This is a genomic window from Kribbella sp. WER1 (assembly GCF_054189145.1).
Map to the genome: position 1 here is coordinate 3,995,528 of NZ_CM135186.1, position 22,448 is coordinate 4,017,975.

Annotated in this window: 16 protein-coding genes and 1 pseudogene; 7 read left to right on the forward strand and 10 right to left on the reverse strand. The window is 69.6% G+C overall.

Annotated elements, in window-relative coordinates:
* Positions 1 to 86 precede the first annotated feature (86 nt).
* The gene (locus ACXJJ3_RS19215; protein ID WP_458171573.1) at positions 87 to 1,181 is read right to left on the reverse strand and encodes a pyridoxal phosphate-dependent aminotransferase; all 1,095 of its coding nucleotides are present in this window, start codon (positions 1,179 to 1,181) and stop codon (positions 87 to 89) included.
* A 63-nt stretch (positions 1,182 to 1,244) separates the two neighbouring features.
* Here ACXJJ3_RS19215 and ACXJJ3_RS19220 point away from each other — a divergent pair.
* From ACXJJ3_RS19220 to ACXJJ3_RS19235, 4 genes and pseudogenes are all read left to right on the forward strand, one after another.
* A pseudogene (locus ACXJJ3_RS19220) lies at positions 1,245 to 1,481 on the forward strand (GntR family transcriptional regulator); the annotation flags it as partial.
* Positions 1,482 to 1,549: 68 nt separating this feature from the next.
* Positions 1,550 to 2,449, forward strand: a complete 900-nt coding sequence (locus tag ACXJJ3_RS19225; protein WP_458171575.1) for an aminotransferase-like domain-containing protein — start codon at positions 1,550 to 1,552, stop codon at positions 2,447 to 2,449.
* 38 nt (positions 2,450 to 2,487) lie between these two features.
* Positions 2,488 to 2,763 (forward strand): type II toxin-antitoxin system Phd/YefM family antitoxin, encoded by a 276-nt coding sequence (locus tag ACXJJ3_RS19230; RefSeq protein ID WP_458171576.1) that lies wholly within the window; start codon positions 2,488 to 2,490, stop codon positions 2,761 to 2,763.
* The gene (locus ACXJJ3_RS19235) at positions 2,760 to 3,164 is read left to right on the forward strand and encodes a type II toxin-antitoxin system VapC family toxin (protein ID WP_458171577.1); all 405 of its coding nucleotides are present in this window, start codon (positions 2,760 to 2,762) and stop codon (positions 3,162 to 3,164) included. The genes ACXJJ3_RS19230 and ACXJJ3_RS19235 overlap by 4 nt, the downstream gene beginning before the upstream one ends.
* Before the next feature lie 57 nt (positions 3,165 to 3,221).
* On the opposite strand, the gene ACXJJ3_RS19240 is transcribed toward ACXJJ3_RS19235, so the two are convergent.
* The 3 genes from ACXJJ3_RS19240 to ACXJJ3_RS19250 all read right to left on the reverse strand — a co-directional run bounded on the left by ACXJJ3_RS19240 (position 3,222) and on the right by ACXJJ3_RS19250 (position 7,402).
* Positions 3,222 to 5,990 (reverse strand): glycoside hydrolase family 2 TIM barrel-domain containing protein, encoded by a 2,769-nt coding sequence (locus ACXJJ3_RS19240; protein ID WP_458171578.1) that lies wholly within the window; start codon positions 5,988 to 5,990, stop codon positions 3,222 to 3,224.
* An 81-nt stretch (positions 5,991 to 6,071) separates the two neighbouring features.
* Positions 6,072 to 6,941, reverse strand: a complete 870-nt coding sequence (locus ACXJJ3_RS19245) for a DUF6892 domain-containing protein (RefSeq protein WP_458171579.1) — start codon at positions 6,939 to 6,941, stop codon at positions 6,072 to 6,074.
* Positions 6,942 to 6,967: 26 nt separating this feature from the next.
* A complete protein-coding gene (locus tag ACXJJ3_RS19250; protein WP_458171580.1) occupies positions 6,968 to 7,402 on the reverse strand; it encodes a Fur family transcriptional regulator in 435 nt (144 codons plus the stop codon).
* Positions 7,403 to 7,481: 79 nt separating this feature from the next.
* On the opposite strand from ACXJJ3_RS19250, the gene ACXJJ3_RS19255 reads away from it, so the two are divergent.
* Entirely contained in the window at positions 7,482 to 7,880 is a 399-nt protein-coding gene (locus ACXJJ3_RS19255; RefSeq protein WP_458171581.1) for a hypothetical protein, read from the forward strand.
* A gap of 2 nt (positions 7,881 to 7,882) precedes the next feature.
* Here the strand turns inward: ACXJJ3_RS19255 and topA are convergent, their stop codons facing one another.
* Positions 7,883 to 10,564 carry a type I DNA topoisomerase gene (topA, locus tag ACXJJ3_RS19260; RefSeq protein WP_458171582.1) on the reverse strand — a complete coding sequence of 894 codons (2,682 nt, stop codon included), beginning with the start codon at positions 10,562 to 10,564 and terminating at the stop codon, positions 7,883 to 7,885.
* A 286-nt stretch (positions 10,565 to 10,850) separates the two neighbouring features.
* Positions 10,851 to 12,011 (reverse strand): alpha/beta hydrolase family protein, encoded by a 1,161-nt coding sequence (locus ACXJJ3_RS19265; protein WP_458171583.1) that lies wholly within the window; start codon positions 12,009 to 12,011, stop codon positions 10,851 to 10,853.
* Between the two features lie 333 nt (positions 12,012 to 12,344).
* On the opposite strand from ACXJJ3_RS19265, the gene ACXJJ3_RS19270 reads away from it, so the two are divergent.
* A complete protein-coding gene (locus ACXJJ3_RS19270) occupies positions 12,345 to 15,980 on the forward strand; it encodes an NPCBM/NEW2 domain-containing protein (RefSeq protein ID WP_458171584.1) in 3,636 nt (1,211 codons plus the stop codon).
* A gap of 116 nt (positions 15,981 to 16,096) precedes the next feature.
* The gene (locus ACXJJ3_RS19275) at positions 16,097 to 17,533 is read left to right on the forward strand and encodes a DUF7059 domain-containing protein (protein WP_458171585.1); all 1,437 of its coding nucleotides are present in this window, start codon (positions 16,097 to 16,099) and stop codon (positions 17,531 to 17,533) included.
* On the opposite strand, the gene ACXJJ3_RS19280 is transcribed toward ACXJJ3_RS19275, so the two are convergent.
* From ACXJJ3_RS19280 to ACXJJ3_RS19295, 4 genes are all read right to left on the reverse strand, one after another.
* Positions 17,527 to 19,071 (reverse strand): diguanylate cyclase, encoded by a 1,545-nt coding sequence (locus tag ACXJJ3_RS19280; RefSeq protein ID WP_458171586.1) that lies wholly within the window; start codon positions 19,069 to 19,071, stop codon positions 17,527 to 17,529. The genes ACXJJ3_RS19275 and ACXJJ3_RS19280 overlap by 7 nt on opposite strands.
* Positions 19,072 to 19,103: 32 nt before the next feature.
* Complete coding sequence (locus ACXJJ3_RS19285) at positions 19,104 to 20,675, reverse strand: diguanylate cyclase domain-containing protein (protein ID WP_458171588.1); 1,572 nt, start codon at positions 20,673 to 20,675, stop codon at positions 19,104 to 19,106.
* Positions 20,676 to 20,840: 165 nt separating this feature from the next.
* On the reverse strand, positions 20,841 to 21,950 hold the full coding sequence (locus ACXJJ3_RS19290; protein WP_458171589.1) for a hypothetical protein: 1,110 nt from the start codon (positions 21,948 to 21,950) through the stop codon (positions 20,841 to 20,843).
* The gene (locus ACXJJ3_RS19295) at positions 21,950 to 22,447 is read right to left on the reverse strand and encodes a SigE family RNA polymerase sigma factor (RefSeq protein WP_458171590.1); all 498 of its coding nucleotides are present in this window, start codon (positions 22,445 to 22,447) and stop codon (positions 21,950 to 21,952) included. The genes ACXJJ3_RS19290 and ACXJJ3_RS19295 overlap by 1 nt, the downstream gene beginning before the upstream one ends.
* Position 22,448: the final 1 nt, after the last annotated feature.

Below are 22,448 nucleotides of genomic sequence, written 5' to 3' on the forward strand. Positions count from 1 at the left end.
CTCGTCGGGACCGTCGGCCTCGCCGGGACCGCCATCTTCAGCCCGTCCGGATCGACGCCGCCGAAGCCGCACCCGAGCCCGACCGTTCAAATCCCCAAGGCCGCCTGCTCCAAAGCGCCGGTCAACGCGTGCAACGCAGCCTTCAACTCGGGCACCGGCAAATAGCCGAACCCGAGCCGGAACACCCGCGACTCGTCCCCGAACCAGTCCCCATCGGCCAGCCGTACGCCGTGTTTCGCTGCCGCCTGCTTGAACCGCATTGGGTCGACCTTCACCCGCACCACACACAAAGCCCCCGCCGAAGGCCGAACCCACTCCACAAGCCGACTGTTCGCGTTCACCCAGTCCTGCGTGATCAGAAGGTTCTGCTCCAACCAGCTGCCGCGTTCTGCAAGGTCTTCCGTCTCGAACACGCGCGCCGCGAGCGCCTCACACACCGGTGACACCGACACGACCGTGCTGAACTTCGCCGTCACCAGCCGCTCCACCAACGCCGCGTCCGTACTGATCACCCACCCGACGCGCAGCCCAGCCGCCCCGTGGCACTTCGACAACGACGCCACCGACACCACACGATCCCCAAGACCCACGGCCGTCTCCGCAACGGCATCCGCGCCGTACGTCGCCATCCGGTACGTCTCGTCCACCAGCAGATACGCATCCGGGCAGACCACCGCCATCGCGTCGACGATCTCCCTCAGCACCGGCAGCGGTACGGCGACCCCCGACGGGTTCTGCGGCGTCGCCAGGTTCACCAGCTTCGTCTCCGGCGTGAGCAACGCCCGGACGTCCTCCGCCCGCACCTGATACCCGTCGTCGAACCCCACCGGGACCACCCGCACGGACGCCCCCACCGTCTCGAACGCGCTGCGCGTCATCGGGAACTCCGCCGCGGTCGTCACCACCTCGCCGCGTTCCGCCAGCAGGTACGCGAGCAGGAAGATCCCGTGCATCCCGCCGACCGTGACGACGACGTCATCGGCCCGGACGCCGTGCCGCTCCGCGATCGCGGTCCGCAGCCGTACGTCGCCGGCCGCCGTACCGTAGCCGAGCTCCAGCTCGGCCAGCTCGGGTGTCAGCAGCTCCGCGAGCCGGAGGCCCGGGCCATAGCTCTCGCCGAGCTCGTGGCGGGCCTGCTCGCCGGTCAGGGACATGATCTGGTGGCGCGGGAACTTCGGCATACCGCCATCGTTCTGCGGATCCGCTCGCCACTGCAGAGCCAATCCGGCAGAATTGGTTCGCAGATGAGACCAATCGAGGTGGCTGACCGGTTGGGCCGCTGGTCGTCCGGCCGCGGCCCGCTCTACCTGCTACTCGCGGCCCGTCTGCGGCAGCTGATCGACGACGGCGAGCTCCCGCCCGGCGTACTGCTGCCACCGGACCGCGGGCTCGCGGCTGCGCTGGCGGTCGGCCGTACGACGGTGGTCGCGGCGTACGACCTGCTCCGGGCCGAAGGACGGATTACCCGGCGCCAGGGCAGCGGTACGCGGGTGGCCGGCGTACCCAACGGTGTTGCGGCTGAGGACGCACCGGTCGACCCGCTGTTATCGTGCCGGAACTGGCTCACGTCGACAACGACATCGGGTATTACCCGTACGGTCACCCGACACTGCGGCAGGCGTTGGCGGATCGGTACACGGCTCGCGGGGTGCCTACGCGGCCGGAGCAGGTCCTGGTCACTAATGGGGGCCAGCAGGCTCTCTCGTTGCTGGCACACGCGTTGGTGTCACCCGGCGACCAGGTGATCGTGGAGGCACCGACGTACCCGGGAGCATTGGAGGTGTTCCGGGAGGAAGGCGCCGTACTGCGTGGGTTGCCGGTCGGGCTGGACGGGTTGGAGGCGGCGGTCCGGGAGCGGCGCCCGACCCTGGCGTACCAGAACCCGACTGGCTCGGTGCTGTCCGCGCTGGGTCGGCAGCGGCTGGCGGGTGTAAGCGTGCCCTTGATCGAGGACGAGGTACCGGCCGACCTCGCGTTCCCCGGTGAGCCCGCGGTCACGCCGATGGCGGCGTACGGCGACGCTGTGATCTCGATCGGCTCACTCAGCAAGAGCGTCTGGGGCGGCCTCCGAATCGGCTGGGGCCGCGCGACACCACCGTTGATCAACCGCCTGGCCCGCCTACGCGCCGTCCACGACCACCTGCACTCGCAACTGACCGAGGCTCTCCCCACCTGGCACGTCCCACCAGTAACCGGCGGCCAATGCCTCTGGGTCCGCCTCCCCTACGGCGACGGCAACTCCTTCGCCCAGACCGCCCTAAGACACGGCCTGGCCGTCCTCCCCGGCGCCGGCCTCGACATCACCGGCGCCAGCAACTCCCACCTCCGCCTACACTTCCGAGCCCGCCCAGCAGACCTCACAGAAGCAGTCCGCCGCCTGACCACCGCCTGGCACACCTACCGCCCACCAGCAGTCCCAACCCACAGACGTCCATCCATCGCCATCTGAGTTGGCAGGTGTAGAACACAACGTTCTACACTCGATTCATGGACAGCATTCCGGTACGTGAGCTCAATCAGCACACGAGCGCCGTTCTGGCACGCGTGGCCAACGGCGAGACGCTCGAGATCACCGTCAGCGGACATCCGGCAGCACGACTGGTGCCGATCGACGACAACACCAACCTCCGCACGGACCTGATTCGTCGTGGCCGGCTGATCCCGGCCAGCAATCCCGGCCCGCTGGTTCTGCCGCCGGGCGAGCCGGACCTGACGACCGACTCCACCGAGGTCATCTCGGACCTGCGGGAGGAGCGGCTGTGATCTTCCTCGACTCGGCCGCGATCGTGAAGATGATCCGACGGGAAGCGGAGAGTGCGGCACTCGAATCCTGGCTCGCACAGCAGCCGGACAAGGAACTCGTCGCGTCGTCGTTGGTACTGACCGAGGTCCCGCGCGCGCTACGTCGATCAGATCCCAGCCGGCTCGCGGCCGTGCCTACGGTCCTCGCCAGGCTCGCCAGGGTCCCGATCGACGACACGGTTCTCTCGACCGCGGCGGCGTACGCGGATCCGATGCTGCGAACGCTCGACGCGATCCACCTGGCATCCGCCCAGTCCATGGTTCTCGAAGGCATGGAGCTCACGGCTTTGGTCACCTACGACAAGCGTCTGCTGACCGCGGCCGCCGACATCGGTCTGCCGACGGCCGCACCTGGCGCCTAGTGAACTGACCTACCCCGCCGCGCCCTGAGGAGGGGTAGGGGGCGCGGCGGGGTGGGGTCAGTGGGTGGTGAAGCGGAGGGTGAGGGTGGCCGGGGCCGTCTTCAGTTTGTCGCGGTCGGGGAGGGCGGGGCCGCAGGCGGCGGTGCCTACTCCGGTTTGGGCGATGTCGAGGGTGACGTGGGTGGTATCACCGGGGACCAGGTCCGCCGCGTGGTGGGCGGATTCCAGGTCGTGGGTGGTCCAGTCGCGGACGGTCAGGCCGAAGAGTTCGCCGATCGCCTCGACGCGGAGGGTGTCGATCGTGGCCCAGCGGGTGTCGATGCGCTGGCCGTTCTCCTGCGGGCGGACGTACGGCGTCTGCAGTTCCGCGACCGTGGCGGAGTACCGGCCGACCGCAGCGGCCTCGCGGGTGTCGACGTACGCCTCGTTCGGGCCGGTGCCGAACCACTCGACCCGCTCGGCCTTCGGCAGGTCGAACGTGATCCCGAGCCGCGGCAGTACCTCCGGGATCAGGCCTTCCGGTACGACGCTCAGTTCGAGCACGGTCGCACCGTCGACAGCGGTCCAGCGCCAGGTACTGCGCAGACCCCACTGGAGCTGCGGCGGCGCCGTCCGGGTGACGACCTCCCAGGCCCCGTCGCGCTCCCCCTGCGACACGATCCGGTGCTGCACCCGATGCAGCCCTTCCTCGCGCCACTTGTCCGCGACCCCCGGGTTGGTGTCGTTGTCGATCGGCGCCCGCCAGACGTCGAGCCGAACGTTCCGCAGCCCCGCCACGGAAATCCCGTCCACACCAGCAACACCTTCGGCCGGCGCACCGGGGGCGATCGGGGCTGCAGGTGCCGGCTCGTCCAGACGGATCTGCCCCCAGGCGATCCGATGCCCCGCGTCGGCCCACGCAGTATCAGCAGCCAACGACGCCGTGATCGTCACCCAGGTCTCGGGCTTCGACGGATCAACCGACGGCAGGTCGACCGTCGCACTCTCACCCGCAGCGATCACCGGCACCGACAAGCTCCCGGCATCCACCTGTACACCCTCGACCTCGACCACATAGCCGAACGTCAGGTGGCTCGTGTCCAGTACCTCGTACAGGTTCGCGATCGACACGCGGTTGCCGTCAGCAACGATACGGAGCGGCTCGATCACCTTCGCGTACTCGTGCATGCCCGGCGACGGCGTCCGGTCCGGGAACAGCAGGCCGTCGCAGACGAAGTTCCCGTCGTGGATGGTCTCGCCGAAGTCGCCGCCGTACGCGTACACCTCGCGGCCGTCGATCGTCGTCCGGATGCCGTGGTCGATGAACTCCCAGATGAACCCGCCCTGGCAGCGCGGGTACTTCTCGAACACCTCGCGGTAGTCCAGCAGCCCACCCGGGCCGTTACCCATCGCGTGCCCGTACTCGCAGAGGATGAACGGCAGGTTCCGGTAGAGGTTGCTGTCGGCACCGATCTCCGCGCACCCCTCCGGCGAGGTGTACATCCGCGAGTAGATGTCGACGAACTCGGCCTCGGTGTCGCGTTCGTAGTGCACCGGCCGCGACGGGTCCAGCTCCTTCGCCGCGTCGTACATTTCCTTCAGGTTCGAGCCCATCCCGCACTCGTTGCCGAGCGACCAGATCACGATCGACGGGTGGTTCTTGTCCCGGTGCACGGTACGCCGCATCCGGTCGACGAGGTCGTCGCGGAACCGCGGGTCCATCACCGGGTTCGGCAGCTTCGGCGGCTGCGGCTCGTACCCGAACCCGTGCGACTCCAGGTCGCACTCGTCGATCACGTACAGCCCGTACTCGTCGCACAGCGACAGGAAGTGCGGGTGCGGCGGGTAGTGGCTGGTGCGGACCGCGTTGATCCCGGCGCGCTTCATGATCAGTACGTCGTCGAGCATGTCCTGCTCGGTCAGCGTGCGGCCGCGGTCCGGGTGGAACTCGTGCCGGTTGACGCCCTTGAACAGCACGCGGTTGCCGTTGACGGTGAAGATCCCGTCGACGATCGCGACCGTCCGGAACCCGATCCGGAGCCGGACGTCGCCGCCGGCGGTCCGCAGGACGGCGTCGTACAGCCGCGGCGACTCGGCGCTCCACGGCTGCGCACCTTCGACCCGCGCGTGCTCACCGGTCGCCAGCTCCAGCCCGAGCTCCGGGACCGAAACGGTGCCCGGTACGTCGGACTCGACGAGCAGCGTGCCGACGCCGTCCACGTGGTCCCAGGCGGCCTTCACGAACACGTCGGTCGGCGCGTCCGGGCGCAGCGCGAGCAGGTTCACCTCGCGGAAGATGCCGGACAGCCACCACATGTCCTGGTCCTCGACGTAGCTGCCGGTCGACCACTGGTGCACCCGGACCGCGATCCGCGCTTCCTTGCCCGGGGCAACCAGCTCGGTGAGGTCGAACTCGCTCACCAGCCGGGAGCCCGACGACCAGCCGACCCACTCGCCGTTCACGTACACCGCGAACCGCGAGTCCACGCCCTCGAACCGGAGCACGATCCGCGCCCCCGCGAAGTCGGCCGGCACCGTGACCGTGCGGACGTAGTCGCCGGTCGGGTTGTCGGTCGGCACGTACGGCGGCTCCAGCGGGAACGGGTACACGACGTTGGTGTACGCCGGCTTGCCGTAGCCGCTCAGCTGCCAGTGGCCCGGGACCGCGATGGTGTCCCAGCCGGAGGTGTCCGGATCCTTCAGGTCGTCCGGCGCGTCCGCGACGCTCGGGGACAGCCGGAAGCTCCAGTCCCCGCTGAGCGGCAGCCGCCCGGAGTCGTCATCCAGCCACGAACGCGGGGGCAGCACGTTCGCCCCGGAGGCAAAGTCCTCGACGTAATGAGTCACGAAAGTCGACCCTAAGGCCTAACTGTTCACAACTCCACACCTATCAACAGATATGGACAGCCATGACTGTCGTCGGCAGTCTCAGTCCTCGATGTCGAGCCCGCGGCCGCGCAGCGCCCGCAGCGTCTCGGCATCGGGAGTGAGGGAGACGAAGTCGATCTGCTCGAGATTCGGCAGCAGGGCGAGGTCGTCCCACGAGCCGATGTCGAAGGTGTCGTCCTCGCCGTCCCACTGCGGCGCGATCTGCCCGTAGATCTCGTTCCCGGCGTCCACCACGAGGTTGCGGACCCGGCCGGCCAGCGTCGCGTCGATCTCCAGCCGCTCGAACCAGGCCAACGCCTCGGGGACGGGGGCCCCGCCCTCGGCCGCCAGGTCGATCTCGCGGCCCTCGTACCAGCGCAAGAACTCGGCCAGTGAGAACTTCGGCTCGACGACCTCCTGCTGGTACATCAACTCGTCGATGACCGCGAGCTTGAGGTTGAGGTCGGTGAAGACCAGCGGTGCGCCCGCAGCCGGCCGGACGGCGTACTTGTCATCCCGCACCGGCTGCGCCGGCTTGCTCACCTCGACGGCCTCCAAGGCGCCGCCGGCGTACGTCACGTAAAGGCGGACGCCGTGCAGGTCCACGGGGCCGTCGGTTCCCGGAAGCTTCTGCTCCGCGGCTGCCCCGTCGATCCGGAACGTCCCGGAGAACAGCCCGGTCGGTAGGTAGCTCGGACCGTCCTCTTCGGCGCGGAACTGCAGACCGAGCGTCTTGACGTGCTCGTCGTCCAGCAGGTGCGCGTAAATCCCGCGGTCGTGCCAAGCCACGACCGCGCCCGCCTTACCGTCCCAGCGGGCCGGTGCGCCCCAATGCCCGGACAGTACGTCGATCGGAAGCGGCAACTGTCCCGCGGCGACGCCGTCCACGGAGAAGCCGGCAGCGGACAGGTCGATCACGGGCGCGGTCACGCGGGGATCCTAACCCGGTGGTGCGATCAGGGCGCGCCGCAGTTCTTGCAGACCCCGACCAGGGCGACCTGCTCGGGGGCGAGATGAAATCCCAGATCGCGGGCGAGCTTCTTCCGGGCGGACTCGAGGATGTCGCCGGGAGCGTCGTACACGGTGCCGCACTCCGAGCACCGCAGATGCAGGTGCTTCGGCGCCAGGTCGCCGGCCAGGTGGTACGTCGTACCGGCCCGCCCGAGGTGCACATGCGTCACCAGGCCGAACTCACCGAGCGCGTCGAGCGCCCGGTACACGGTCGCCCGATGGATCCCCGGCCGCAACTGCTCGGCCCGCTCGCCGATCTGCTCCGCGCTCAGATGCTCCTCGGTCCCCGCCAGCACCTCCACCACCGCCAGCCGCGCAGGCGTGACCCGCTCACCGCGCTCCCGCAACCGCTGCGCGCTGACCTCGACAGCACTCGTCATCCGCGCTCCTCGCAAATCCCTCGGTCCCGACGCAACCCAATGTACGTTCCTACCACGTCCTACACCCGGGAGAACTCCCATGAGTGATCAGCCGAACGCACTGGCCCGAAGCGGCTCGGCGCAGTTGCGCGGTGTCGCGCGGAACGTCCAGTACCGCTCCGAGGCCCGCTCGGACAACGGCGCGATCCAGGTACTGACGTTCCGGCTCGAGCAACCCGGGCAGCAGCCCGTCCAGGTCGAACTGCGGACGCTCGCTCTCACGGGGCAGGTCGTGGACGGCGAGGACGTGACCGTGTCCGGCAAGTGGCGCGGGGGACGGCTGGTCGCGCGGGAGATCCTCAGCACGAGCACCGGGGTCGCGGTCCGCGGCCAGAGGCCACCGTGGTGGCTGGTGGCTCCGATCGGGATCGCGATCCTGGTGGTCTTCGCGCTCGTGCTCTACTTCATCATCCACAGCTTCAGCAGCTTCGGCGGCTGAGCTCAGGACTTCTTCGTGGTCGTCTTCTTGGCGGCGGCCTTCTTGGTGGTCGCCTTCTTGGCGGCCGTCTTCTTCGTCGCGGTCTTCTTCGCGGCGGTCTTCTTGGCAGCTGTCTTCTTCGCGGGCCGTTTCACCGGACCCCGGGCGCGCTTCTCGGCCAGCAGTTCGGCCGCGCGGAGCAGCGAGATGGTGTCGACCGAGTCGTCCTTGCGGAGCGTCGCGTTGGTCTCCCCGTCGGTGACGTACGGACCGAAGCGGCCCTCCTTCACCACCACGGGCTTCTTGGACTCCGGGTCCTCGCCCAGCTCCTTCAACGGCGGCGCCGCCGCGCGACGCCCACGCTGCTTCGGCTCCGAGTAGATCTTCAGAGCCTCCTCCAACGTGATGTCGAACATCTGCTCCTCGGTCGACAGCGACCGCGAGTCCGTGCCCTTCTTCAGGTACGGCCCGTAGCGCCCGTTCTGCGCGGTGATCTCGTCGCCGGACTCCGGGTCCTTGCCGACCACCCGCGGCAGCGACAGCAACTTCATCGCGTCGTCGAGGCCGATCGAGTCGAGCGTCATCGACTTCAGCAGCGACCCGGTCCGCGGCTTGGCGCCCTTCGGCGCGTCCTCCGGCAGCACCTCGGTCACGTACGGCCCGAACCGCCCGGCCTTGGCCACCACGCGCAGCCCGGTGTCCGGCGCGTTGCCGAGCTCGTGCTCGACGCCCGACGGCTGCTCCAGCAGCTCGCGGGCCTTGTCGACGGTGAGCTCGTCCGGCGGCAGGTCCTCGGGTACGTTCGCCCGCCGCTCGTCCTTGTCCTCGACGTACGGCCCGTAGCGCCCGACCCGGACGACGATCCCGCTGTCGTCCCCGCCGACGCCGAACGTGGACATCTCCCGCGCGTCGATGTCGCCGAGGTCGGTGACCATCGACTGCAGGCCCTCGAGCTGGTCGTCGCCGAAGTAGAACCGCGACAGCACGCCCTCGCGCTGCAGGTCCCCGGCCGCGACCTCGTCGAGCACGTCCTCCATGGTCGCGGTGAACGCGTAGTCCACCAGCCGGGTGAAGTGCTCCTCGAGCAGCCGCACCACCGCGAACGCCAGCCAGGCCGGAACCAGGGCCTGGCCCTTCTTGTAGATGTACTTCCGCGCCTGGATCGTGCCGATGATCGAGGCGTACGTCGACGGCCGCCCGATCTCCCGCTCTTCCAGCTCCCGGATCAGCGTGGCTTCGGTGTACCGCGCCGGCGGCTTCGTCTCGTGCCCCGAGGCCAGCACCTCGGTCGCGGGCAGTACGTCGCCCTCGGCCACGTCCGGCAGCCGGGTCTCCTGGTCGTCCGTCCCGGCGGACGGGTCGTCCGCGCCCTCGACGTACGCCTTCAGGAACCCGTGGAACGTGATCACCCGGCCGGACGAGGTGAACTCGCACTGCTCGCCGGTCCCGGCGGTGGCGTCGATCTTGATCGAGACGCTGTTCCCGACCGCGTCCCGCATCTGCGAGGCGATGGTCCGCATCCAGATCAGCTCGTACAGCCGGAACTCGGCGCCGCTCAGCCCGGTCTGCGCCGGCGTCTGGAACGTCTCGCCCGCGGGCCGGATGGCCTCGTGCGCCTCCTGCGCGTTCTTCACCTTGGAGGTGTAGACGCGTGGCTTGTCCGGCAGGTACGACGCGCCGTACAGCTCCCGGACCTGCGCCCGGGCGGCGGTGATCGCGGTCTCCGACAGCGTGACGCTGTCGGTACGCATATAGGTGATGTTGCCGTTCTCGTACAGCCGCTGGGCGACCTGCATGGTCTGCGACGCGGACATGCCGAGCTTGCGGCCGGCCTCCTGCTGCAGCGTGGTCGTCCGGAACGGCGCATACGGCTTGCGGGTGTACGGCTTGGACTCGATCGACCGGACCGTGAACTGCGAGTCCCGCAGCGCGGTGGCCAGCGCGGTCGCGGTCTGCTCGTTCAGGTGGACGGTGTTCGCGCCCTTGAGCTCACCGGTCGAGCTGAAGTCGCGGCCCTGCGCCACCCGCTTGCTGTCCACCGAGACCAGGCGAGTGGGGAAGTACTGCGGGTTGCGGCTCTCGCCGGCGTCCAGCGTGGCGTCCAGGTCCCAGTACGACGCGCTCCGGAACGCGATCCGCTCACGCTCGCGGTCGACCACCATCCGGATCGCGACCGACTGCACCCGGCCCGCCGACAGCCGCGGCATGACCTTCTTCCAGAGCACCGGGGAGACCTCGTAGCCGTACAGCCGGTCCAGGATCCGGCGCGCCTCCTGGGCGTCGACCAGCGCCTCGTCGATCTGCCGGGCGTTGCCGACCGCGTCCTGGATCGCCTTCGGGGTGATCTCGTGGAAGACCATCCGCTTGACCGGGACCTTCGGCTTCAGCTCCTCGAGCAGGTGCCAGGCGATCGCCTCGCCCTCGCGGTCCTCATCGGTGGCGAGGAAGAGTTCGTCGGCGCCCTTGAGCAGGTCCTTGAGCTTGCGGATCTGCGCCTTCTTGTCGGCCGGTACGACGTACAGCGGGTCGAAGTGGTCCTCGACGTTGACGCCGAGCCGGGCCCAGGGCAGGCCTTTGTACTTGGCGGGGATCTCGTCCGCCCCGCTCGGCAGGTCCCGGATGTGGCCGAAGCTGGACTCCACCACGTACCCGGACCCGAGGAAACCGGCGATCATCCGCGCCTTCTTCGGCGACTCGACGATCACCAAACGGGTCCCTGCCGCTGTCTTCGTCCCTGCTGCCCCTGCCACTGCGCTCCCTACTCTCGCTCCTACAACGCCCCTCGTCCGAGGCCTGTTCCCCCGAGCACAGACCGACCCTGCCCGCAGACAGAGTACGGCCGACGGCAATGCAATTTCTCAACGCACGGTAACCGCTGACGGCCGGTGTATGCCTCCGAGGGTGCCAGACTGTGGCGAACACCCCACCGTTACGGCGCGTCGCGACAACACCACAGTGTGCCCCCGCCGACCTTCCCGAGCGTACGCCGTCTCAGCGGACGAACCGGACCTCGGGGAACTTCGGGGAGTCGCCGCGGAGCAGCAGCGCGGGCCGCCGGCGCAGTGTCAGATCGAAGTACGCGGCCAGGTACTCGCGCTGCGCGAGCACGCTCCGGGCCGGCTTCGCGCTGCCGACCAGCGCCTTGATCACCGACGAGACGATCGGGTCCTCGCCGTAGATCGCGTGGAACAACTGCGAGAAGACGAACTGGTAGTCGGTGAACGCCTTCTGCTTCGACCTGTTCAGCGTCAGGTTCAGCCGGCCACCGCGCTGGGCGGTCCAGAACGCGGCCCAGGACTTGTCGTAGTAGTCCTTGCCCGGCTCCGTGCGCTGCGTCTCGGCCGACCCGAAGAGCAGGAACGGGCGGTCCAGCCCGTGCTCGGCGACGTCGCCGAGCGGGCCCTTCAGCCGGTCGTCCTGGAGCGTGCCGTCCAGGTTCGCGCCGGCCAGGATCCGCTCGTCGGCGAGCATCGCGTTCCCCGTCGCGTACCCGCCGAGCGCGTGCCCGAACATGCCGATCTTGCGGACGTCGAGCCCGTCCGCGAACCCGTCCGGCAGCGCTTTCCCGTCCGCGTCGACGTTCTCGCCGTCGGCGATCCGCTGCAGCTGGTCGAGGACGAACCGTACGTCGGCGGTCCGGGTGCCGACGGCCGTCCGGGTGGCGCCGGGCTGCGGCGGGTCCTGCGTCGTACCGGGCAGGAAGCGCCCGCCCGGGAACTCCACCGGCGTCTCGTGCGAGTGGTCGATCGTCACCACGACGTATCCGCGGCTGGCCAGGTCCTCCACCTGCGCGGTGTTCACGAACCGGCTGGTCTGGTACCCGGGCGAGAACAGGATCACCGGGTGCCGCAGCGGCTGCATCGGTACGCCGACCCGCGAGTGCGTCACGGTGTTCCCGAAGTCGAACGACCCGGCCGGCAGGGCCAGGCCGTCCTCGCCGGTCCACAGCGCGTCCACCTCTACCGCGGTCCGGGCCGGCATGTACTTCGCGACCGGCGCCGTCGCACCCATCCCGGCCGGGTACCAGAAGCTGACCATCAACTCCCGCTGCCCACTCGGCATCGCCGGATCGATCCGCCCTCTGTCGACCAGATGAACGGCTGTCGTCCCGAGCGCCTTCCGCCCAGTCGGCGCCGGCAAGCTGAACCGCACCGGATGAAAGTCGGGATCTCCCGCTGCCCCGGAGGGGCGGGGGGTTCCTGGGTTGAAAGGTGAGGCGTGCGCGGTACCCGCTCCCGCCGCCAGCCCGCCGGCCGCCAGGCCGGCCAGCAGCAGGGCGCGCCTGGTGAGGTTGGGGCTGCTGGGGCCGGTGGGACGCGAGTTCGCCATGCGACTCATCGTCATCGCCCCGTTTCACCCCGTGATGGCGACATCATCTCAACTTGATGAAGCTGATCTGATGACAATCCGCGATCGATGAGCTTCACTGTGCACATCTTGTTCATTGATGCGTGAAGTGAGGCAGTCATGAGCATCTTTGTCCGCATGAAACGTTCAGTAGTCGCGCTGGCATTACTCGCCGGTGCACTCGTGTACACCGCCGGTCCCGCCCGGGCCGCCGGCACCACGCTCAGTGACGTCACCGCGTTCTCCACCGATCAGGAGACGTACACCCTCACTGCCGGCCCCGCGAAGGTCCGCGTCGTGTTCCTCAAGGACGACGTGTTCCGGCTCTGGATGGCCCCCGACGGGAACTTCACCGACCCGGCGAGCACCGGCGACGGCTCGACCATCGTCACCAAGACCGACTACGGGACCCCGCGGACGACCTGGCGGGACCGCGGCACGTACTACTCGCTCAGCACCGGGAAGATCGAAGTACGGGCGCAGAAGCAGCCGCTCAAGTTCTCGGTCTACCGGTCGAACGGCCAGCTCGTCTGGTCCGAGGCCGCGCCGCTGTCATGGACCGACACGTCCACCACGCAGACGCTGGCCCGCGGCGCCGACGAGCAGTTCTTCGGCGGCGGCATGCAGAACGGCCGGTTCTCGCACCGCGACACGACGATCAAGATCACCAAGGACTTCAACTGGGAGGACGGCGGCAACCCGAACGCATCGCCGTACTACATGAGCACCGCCGGGTACGGCGTACTCCGGAACACGTTCAGCCCCGGCAGCTACAGCTTCACCGACCCGGTCGCGACCACGCACGACGAGAAGCGCTTCGACGCGTACTACTTCGTCGGCGACCTGAAGACCTCCCTCGACCGCTACACCGAGCTCACCGGCCGGCCGTTCATGCCACCGGTCTACGGGCTCGAGTACGGCGACTCGGACTGCTACAACCGCGGCCACTACGCGACCGACCCGGACCCGAGCAACGACTGGAAGGTCAACCCGGACAAGGTCACCACACTCGACGCGGTCAAGGTCGCACAGAAGTTCCACGACCAGGACATGCCCGGCGGCTGGATGCTCGTCAACGACGACTACGGCTGCGGGTACTCCACCACCACAGACTCCGAGCTCGTCGACGGCACGTGGTGGGGAAAGCGCGACATCCCCGCGCTCAAGCAGACCGGCGACGAACTGCGCGCCCGCAACCTCCAGATGGGCCTGTGGACGCAGTCATCGCTGGACCGCCAGCCGGCCGAGATCGGTGACGCGGGAGTGCGTGTCCGGAAGCTCGACGTCGCGTGGGTCGGCCCGGGGTACCGGTACGCACTGAGCGCCTGCGACACGGCGCACGACGGCATCGAGCAGTACAGCAACGCCCGCGGGTTCGCGTGGATGGTCGAGGGCTGGGCCGGCGCGCAGCGGTGCGCCGTGCAGTGGACCGGCGACCACAGCGGTTCGCTCGACGCGATCAAGTGGCAGATCCCCGCGATCACCGGCTCCGGGAACTCCGGGATCGCCTACAGCGCGGGCGACGTGGACGGCATCTTCGGCGGCAGCGCGACGTCGTACGTGCGCGACCTGCAGTGGAAGGTGTTCAACCCGGCGTTGATGAGCATGTCCGGCTGGTCGACGCCGGCGTACAAGCAGCCCTGGGCGTACGGCGAGCCGTACACCGCGATCAACCGGAAGTACCTGAAGCTCCGCGAGCGGCTGCTGCCGTACTTCTACACATACGCCGCCGAGGCGCATCGGACCGGCGCGCCGCTGGACCGGTCGCTGGTGCTCGAGTACCCGAACGACCCTCGCGCTTGGGACGACACGACGAAGTACGAGTTCCTGGCCGGCAAGGAGTTCCTGGTCGCGCCGATGTACGACGCCGACGAGGTGAAGAACGGGATCTACCTGCCCGCCGGCCGCTGGATCGACTACTGGACCGGGCGCGTGTACCAGGGACCGACGACGGTGAACGGGTACCACGCGGCGCTGGACACGCTCCCGCTGTTCGTGAAGGCCGGCGCGGTCGTACCGATGTGGAAGCCCGGCATCAACAACGCCGTCGAGCAGAAGCCCGGCGACCCGATCAGCGTCGACATCTATCCGTCCGGCAAGTCGTCGTTCGCCCTGTACGAGGACGACCGCGTCACCCGCGCCACGAACTCGGCCACCCAGACGTTCACCGTCAACGCCCCCACCCAGGGCCGCGGCGACATCACGGTCAACATCGGCCCGAGCGTCGGCACCTACACCGGCAAGCCGACCACCAGGCCCTACGAACTGACGGTCCACACAGGCAGCGCACCCCATCGTGTCTCGCTTGATGGCAAGGCCATCAACTGGTCGTACTCGAACGGAGTCGTCCGCATCCCGACCGGATCGATCCCCACCACCCGCAACGCCGCCGTACTGATCACCGGCTCGTCGGCCGTCGGCGGACCCGATGTCACCAACACCTTCGGCACCCCCGACCTCACCACGCCGCCGCTCTGGAACGCGCCGGGCCAGCCGACCGAGGTGACTGCCTCGTTCCGCAACGGCACCGGTACGACGGTCCGCAACGTCCGGCTCGACGTCCAGGTCCCGTCCGGGTGGTCCGTCGCCGGCCCGAACACGTTCGCCACCGTCGCACCGGGGCAGAGCGTGACGACCAAGCTCCAGGTCACCCCTGGCGCGGACGTGAAACCGGCGAGCTTCACGCTCACGCTGCAGGCGTCGTACGTTGCCCAGAGCAAGAGTTATACGAACACCGCGAGCGGGACAGCGCAGTTGCCGTACGCATCGTTGTCCCAGGCAGCGAACGTCATCGGGGTCACCGACGCCTCGACGTACAAGCAGGGCAACTTCGATGGCTCCGGCAACAGCTTCAACGGCGAGGCACTCGCGGCCGCCGGATACACGCCGGGAGCAACGGTCTCCGTGCAGGGCGCGAACTTCACCTGGCCGACGGGCGCCCCCGGTTCGCCGAACCTCGTCAAGAACCAGTCCGCGCCGATCCTCGTGTCCGGCACCGGCTCGCACCTGGCGCTCCTCGGCGCCGGGGCCAGCCTGAACGCCCGCGGCACGGTCACGATCATCTACACCGACGGGTCGACCTCCGAAGGCACCTTCCAGCTCCCGAACTGGTGCTGCCAGGACCCGACCACCGGCGGCGCCAAACTCGCCGTCTCGGTGAAGGGCCGCTACACGGCGGCCGGCCTCAGCAACACGACCACGGACTACCGGGTCTTCTACACCGCCGTACCACTGGATCCCGGAAAGACCGTGAAGGCGATCAAGCTCCCCGGCGGCGGCCTCGGCTTCTTCGCCGCCGCCCTCGCCGACAAACCGTTGCCCCCAGCACCGACCGGTGAGAACTGGGTCAGCGACCTGGAGTTCCTCGACTCCACCAACGGCTGGGGCCCGGTCGAACGCGACCACAGCAACGGCGAGGACGCCGCAGGAGACGGCGGCCCGATCACCCTCGACGGCGTCCAGTACACCAAGGGCCTCGGCACCCACGCCCCGTCCTCGGTCTCGATCCGCCTCGGCGGCAACTGCACGACGTTCACCAGCAAACTCGGCATCGACGACGAAATGGAGGACCGTGGAAAGGTCACCTTCAAGGTCCTCACCGACGGCACCGCCAAGTACACCTCCGACCAACTGACCGGCACATCCCCCACGGCCACGACAACGGTCGACGTCACCAACGCCCAGACCCTCACCCTCCAGGTGACCGACGGCGGCGACGGCAACACCAGCGACCACGCCGACTGGGCCAACCCCAAACTCACCTGCAACCCGTAAGCGCGACAACCCGCCAGCCTGGGGGGCAACCCCTGAACTGGAGGGTTGCCCCCTGGAAATCTGAGGGGGCAACCCTCCAACTGAGTGGGCAACCCCTCCGGTGGGAGGATGGCGACATGTTGACGGGGATTGTGGTGGAGGGCCTGCGTACGGCGTTCGCCGGGGCGGGGTACACCGTGGACGGGGTGGCCGACCGGCTCGGGTCGCAGGCTCATGCGGCGCTCGCGCGGAACGAGACGGCTCCGGCGGTACGGCGTACCGCGTCGGGGGATGCGCTCGACACGATGGTGCGGTTGTTCTTGTTGCAGCGGGCCGTTCCGGAAACGCTGGTGGACAAGGCGTTTCCCGGGGTCGATCTGGTTGCTCTGGGCATCGTTGAGCGGAGTGGTGGGGAAATCCGGGCGCTGCTGGACGTCCGGCCGTTCGTGGAGGACGGGCGGGAGTGGTGGGTGGTTGCCGACCTGACGCCGGGGCTGGACGGGCGGCGGGAGGCGATGCGGTCCGCCTACGTGCTGGGGATCGCGCCGGCCAGTCTGAGTCTGATGCAGCTCACCGTGCCGGTGAAGGTGGAGCGGGCGTTGGACATCGGGACGGGGTGTGGGATCCAGTCGCTGCATCTTGCGGGCCGGGCGGCGAGCGTCACGGCGACGGACGTCAACCCGAGAGCGCTGCAGCTGGCGCGGGCGACGGCGGCGCTCAACCATGTCGAGCTAGACGTGCGGGACGGCAGTCTGTACGAGCCGGTGCGCGACGAGCGGTTCGACCTGATCGTGAGCAACCCGCCGTACGTGATCTCGCCACCCGGCGGCGACCTGACCTACCGGGAGACCGGGTTCACCGGGGACGCCGTCGTCGAGCAGCTCGTCCGGCAAGCGCCGGATCATCTGGCCGACGGCGGCTGGTGCCAGCTGCTGGCGAACTGGACCTGCGTACGCGGCGAGGACTGGCAGGACCGGCTCGCCGGCTGGACCGCGGACCGGGAGGCCTGGGCCGTGCAGCGCGAGCAGCTCGACACCGCGGAGTACGTCGAACTCTGGCTCCGCGACGCCGGCCTGCACGGCAGCCCGCAGTACACGACCAGGTACGACGAATGGATGCGCTACCTCGACCAGCACGACGTCGAGGCGATCGGGATGGGCTGGATCACCCTGCACAACGTCCCGGGCACGCTCGACGCGGAGGCCTGGCCGTACGAGATCGAGCGCCCGATCGGCCCGCACGTCCTGCACCGGTTCGAGCGGCGTGAAGGGCTGCCGAAGGACCTGACCGGACTCCACCTGCGGGTCGCCGACGACGTGATCCAGGAGACCACCGGCCGACCGGGCGCGGAGGATCCGGCGACGATCGTGGTGCGCAGGCAGCGCGGGATGCGCCGGGCGGAGCAGGTCGACACGGTCCTGGCCGGTTTCGTCGGCGCCTGCGACGGCGACCTGAGTACCGGGCAGATCCTCGCGGCGCTCGCCGACCTCACCGAGCGCCCGGTGGTCGACGTGCTGTCGGAGTACCTCCCGCAGGTCAGAAACCTTGTCGTGGAAGGGTTCCTGGACTACTGACGGCGACGGCGGCGCTTCTCGGCGTACATCCGGCGGTCCGCCTCGGTGAGCAGGTCCGCGACCAGCGTGCCGTCCGTACTGCTCGCCTGCCCGACGCTGAGCCGGAGCAGCGCGAACCACGGCGCCTCGGCCCGCTCGGCCTCCCGGTCCGCGGCGCTCCGGATCCGCTCGACCAGCTCCGGCGCGCCGCGCTCGTCCGGGTTGTCCAGGACCACGACGAACTCGTCGCCGCCGGCCCGGGCGACCACGTCCTCGGCGCGGCACTGTTCGGTCAGCAGCGCGCCGACCCGCCGCAGGACCTCGTCGCCGCCGGCGTGCCCGAAGCTGTCGTTGATCACCTTGAGGTTGTCGACATCGATCGCGACCACCGCGACCGAGCGGCCGGAATCCTGCGCGACCGACATCCGCTCGTCGAGCGCGCGCCGGTTCCCGACGCCGGTCAGCGGATCCTCGCGGGCGGCCCGCCATTCGGCGTCGTGCCGGATCGACAGTTCGTGGTTCGCGAGCGCGCTGCGGACGGCGTACAGACCGCGGAGCCGCTCCGCCCACCAGCCGCGGCTGATCGCCCGCGCGTACTGCAGGCCGGTCGTCGCGCCGACGTCACCGGACGCCGCGATCACCTGGACGACGGTGTGCCGGACCAGCGCCTCGACGGGCGGGTCCGACATTAACGGCAGGTCGGTTTCGGCCCGGTCCGCGGCCTCCAGCGCGTCACCGCTCCGGCCGAGCGTCAGGTACGCCTTGGCCAGGTAGGTGCCCGCGATCGCCGCCAGCTCCAGGTCGCCGAGCTTCGCGAGCTGGTCGCGGCAGTCCTTGAGGATCACCGCCGCCTCGGCCGCGTCCGCGTCGTCGTTGCTGGCCGCGAGCCACATCCGCCCGGCCATCGGCCAGTACCCGAGCAGGTCTGCCGCGAGGATCGCCTCGACCGCCTCGCCGGCCCAGCGGTGCGCGGCGCGCCGCCGTTCCAGGATCTCTTCGTCGTACGACGTGTCGCCGAGCCGCTCGAGCTCGTGCGCCCAGCGCAGGTTCGACTCGGCCAGGTTCAGCCGGGTGATGGCCGGCGACTCGGGCAGGCCGAGCGGGTCGTGGTTGCCGTCGGCGGCGACCTCGAAGTGCGGGATGCACAGCTCGTACAGCCGGAGCAGGTCGTAGGCGTACCCGAGGCCGGTGTGCCCCCAGCTCGCCAGCCCGAGGTCGCGGGTCCGGGACAGCGCGTTCTCCGCGGCGACCAGGTCGGCGACCGAGTCACCGCCCTCGCCGGTGCGGATCAGCGTGACGATCCGGAGCGCGATCGCGTTCGCCTCCCAGCCGGGCTCGTCGATCGCCCGGGCGACCCGGATACAGCCGTCGACCGCGTCCAGGGCCTCGACCGAGTCGGTGGCGTGGTGCGCCGCGACGGCCCGCACGTACTCGGCGGCGGCCCGCTCGGGGCTCGGGGCCGGGTCGAGCTCGGCGAGCAGGTCGTTGATCTCGGCCATCGCGTCGACCGCGTTGCCGGACTGTGCCCTGGTCATCGCCGCCGCGATCCGTGCCGTCACCCCCGACGTCTCCCGCACCACACCCCCCGATCTCACGCGTTCCGGTGTTTGTCCTCGTACAGCCGTTGGTCCGCCCGGCGGATCAGCTGTTCGACGCCGAGCCCTTCGGCGGTCGCCGCGTATCCGAGGCTCAGCCCGAGCCGGCGCAACCACGGCTTCTCCGTAGTGGCCGCGATCGCCCGGACCGCGACCCGGATCCGCTCGGCCAGCTGCGCGCCGCCCTTGGCGTCGGGCTGGTCGAGCACCACGAAAAACTCGTCGCCTCCCGATCGAATCACGGCATCGGTCGCGCGCGCCTGTTCTACCAGCAGATTTGCAACAACCTGCAGCAATTCGTCGCCGCTGGCGTGCCCGAAGCTGTCGTTCACGACCTTCAGGTCGTCGACGTCGATGGCCAGCAGCGTGACCGCCCGGCCGGAGTCCCGGGCCGCGGTCAGCCGTTCGTCGAGCGCCCGCCGGTTTCCCACGCCGGTCAGCGGATCCTGCCGCGCCGCGTGCCACTCGGCATCGTGCCGGGCCGGCAGATCGTGCGCGGCCAGGGCATGCCGTACGGCGTTCAGCGCCCGCTGCCGCTCCTTCCACCAGCCGCGCGCGACCGATCGCGCGTAGGCCAGCCCCGCAACGGATCCCGGCGTACCGTCGAGCGCGTCGATCTCCGAACGGGTCTGCAGGACCAGGATGTGAGTCGCTGGGTCGGCCAACGGAATCAGGTCCGCGGCGGCCCGGTCCGCGGCCGCTTTCGCCTCCTCGGCCTGGCCGTTCGCGCGCAACGCCCTGGCCAGATAGGCGCCGGCGATCGCCAGCCGCTCGGTCTCGCCGAGCTTGCTGATCTCGTCGCGGAGCTCGGTCAGCTCGGCGACCGCCTGCGCCGGGTCCTGCGCGGTGGCGGCCGCGGCCAGCCACAACCGGGCGCTGAGCTTCCAGAACTCCTGGCTCTCGTCGTCGACGATCACCCGCTCGGCCTCGCGGGCCCAGTAGGCCGCGGACGCCAGCCGCTCCGCGATCTCCGTTGTGTACAAGGGATCGCCGAGCCGCTCGAGTTCGTGTGCCCAGCGCAGATAGGTTTCCGCGAGGTTCAGCCGGTCGATCGCCAGCGACTCGGCCAGCTCGAACACGTCGTCGTCCAGCTGGGTCGCGAGCTCGTAGTGCGGGATACACAGCTCGAACAGCCGCAGTACGTCGTACGCGTACCCGAGGCCGGTGTGCGCCCAGGCGATCAGCCCGGCGTCCCTGGTCCGGGACAGCGCCGCCTCGGCCGCGACCAGGTCGTTCACGGTGTCGCCGCCGCGGCCGCTGCGGGCCAGGTTGATGATCCGGATCGGGAGCGCGTTCGCCTCCCACCCGGGCTCGTCGATCGCGCGGGCCACCTCGATCAGCGCGTCCACCGCCCGCAGCGCCTCGTCGGCGTCGCTCGCGTGGTGTGCGGTCACGCCGCGGACGTACTCCGCGGCCGCCAGCGGGTAGCTCGGCACCCCGCCCAGCTCGGCCCGGATCGCCTCGATCTCGGCCGCGGCGCTGGCCTGCCCACCGGACTGAGCCGCGGTCATCGCGGCGGCGATCCGGACGGTCAGCGGATCCCCCGCCGCCATCTCGCCATTCCCCATACCCGCCGACGGCCCTTCCCTGATCCGACACCCGCCTCTCGGGCCGGACCGCCCATTGTGACCACGCCATCGACGTCCTGTCACGGCCCGAACCCGCCAACGGCCACTTAGTGCCACACCCACCGTACTGCGTGTCGCGGCACCACCGGGTCGCGGCGAGCCGGATCAGCTGTCCATCGACCGGCCGATGGGGAGCTGGAACGCCGACGGCAGGCTGCTCGACGACGCGATCCCCGGGACCGCCACCGCGCAGCTCAGGGACTCGACCGAGCAGGTCAGGAGGTCTACCGGGTCACTCTCGGCCGAGCGGTAACCGACCGCATAGAAGACGTTGTCGCTGGACCACTGCGTCGGCACGATCAGCGTGTACCCCGGGAACTTCAACGGCAGCTGCTTGCCCGGGCCGACGTCGAACATGCGGACCTCGTCCGCTTTGTCGGTCAGCAGGTACCGGCCAGCCGGCGACAGGTTCGCACTCCAGCCGAGGAAGGTACGGGGCGCCGAGGCGTTCACGTTCGGGTCAACAGCCAGGTCGATGCCGGCCACAGCGGCCGGGTGCTCCCAGACGAGCTGGCCCCCGGCCGCGGCCTGCAGGAAGCTCGTCCGCGCGCCGGGTTTGATCAGCTCGTCGTGCCCGGTGCCGACTTCCAGCCTGCGGAGACCGTCCGAGGCCGCGAGGTACGCCGTACCGCCGTCGATCGCGACCACGTGCAGCGGCTCGGAGTTGATCGCGCCCTTGCCGGGCTTGTCAGCGGTACGGATCAGCTCGCGGCCGGCGGCCACGTCGTACAGCACGAACTCGGCCGTCGGAGCGTGCTGGTCGACCCACCCCACGATCGAACCGCCCGCGGCCAGCCGCTGAGCCTTGTCGCCACGGCCGATCGCCTTCGCCGGCTCGTGCGCACGGATCGCGTACACCACCCCGTCCGCCCCGGTCACCACGAAGCCGGCAGTGGTCTGTACGAAGGACACGATCGCGACCGGTGACTCGTACGTCGTGCCGCCGTAGTGGATGACTTTCCCGACGGCCCAGGTCGCGCGGATCTCCGCGAACGCGCCGGCCGGCTGCACCACTGGTTCCGAACTGGTGAGTTGCCGGACTGCGGTTGCTCCGCCGGCGACAGCCGCCACCGCGAGCACCGCGGCGACCGCGGTCGTGATCCGGCGCCGCCGTACCCGCCGGCGACCGTTGCCGACGATCGCGCCGAGATCCAGGTTCGGCTCGCCCGCCTCCGCGGCTTCCTCGGTGAAAGCGTCCTTGAGCAGGGTGTTCATCACAGCACCACCTCTTCGATGATCAGCGTCTGTTCCGGCCCGAGGGTGGTGCGCAGCCGGGCGAGTGCCCGGGCGCCCTGGCTCTTCACGGTGCCCTCGCTGCACCCGAGGATCCGCGCGGTCTCGGCGAGACTGAGGTCCTCGAAGTACCGCAGCACGAGCACGGCACGCTGCCGCGGCGGCAGCTTCCGGAGCTCGGCGCGCAGCCACAGCCGGGTCGTGGTGTCGTCGGTGTGCGGCAGCGGCGGTACGTCGTCCCGCGGCTTCTCGGCCCAGCCCTTCCGGCGGAACCAGCTGAACGCCGTGTTGGTGATCACCCGGCGCGTGTAGGCCTCGGCGTTCGCGGAGTCCCGCAGCCGGTGCCAGCGCATGAACGTCTTGGTCAGCGCCTCCTGCAGCAGATCCTCGGCGTACCCGCGGTCGCCGACGAGCAGGTACGCGTAGCGGAACAAAGCCCCCTGCCGCGCCACGGCGAACGCCTCGAACTCCGATTCCATG

Coding starts and splice junctions, on each gene's coding strand:
- ACXJJ3_RS19290 (WP_458171589.1), bottom strand. CDS start 21,950: ATGAACACCCTGCTCAAGGACGCTTTCACCGAGGAAGCCGCGGAGGCG.
- ACXJJ3_RS19295 (WP_458171590.1), bottom strand. CDS start 22,447: ATGGAATCGGAGTTCGAGGCGTTCGCCGTGGCGCGGCAGGGGGCTTTG.
- ACXJJ3_RS19230 (WP_458171576.1), top strand. CDS start 2,488: ATGGACAGCATTCCGGTACGTGAGCTCAATCAGCACACGAGCGCCGTT.
- ACXJJ3_RS19250 (WP_458171580.1), bottom strand. CDS start 7,402: ATGACGAGTGCTGTCGAGGTCAGCGCGCAGCGGTTGCGGGAGCGCGGT.
- ACXJJ3_RS19285 (WP_458171588.1), bottom strand. CDS start 20,675: ATGGGGAATGGCGAGATGGCGGCGGGGGATCCGCTGACCGTCCGGATC.
- ACXJJ3_RS19255 (WP_458171581.1), top strand. CDS start 7,482: ATGAGTGATCAGCCGAACGCACTGGCCCGAAGCGGCTCGGCGCAGTTG.
- ACXJJ3_RS19215 (WP_458171573.1), bottom strand. CDS start 1,181: ATGCCGAAGTTCCCGCGCCACCAGATCATGTCCCTGACCGGCGAGCAG.
- ACXJJ3_RS19275 (WP_458171585.1), top strand. CDS start 16,097: ATGTTGACGGGGATTGTGGTGGAGGGCCTGCGTACGGCGTTCGCCGGG.
- ACXJJ3_RS19270 (WP_458171584.1), top strand. CDS start 12,345: ATGAAACGTTCAGTAGTCGCGCTGGCATTACTCGCCGGTGCACTCGTG.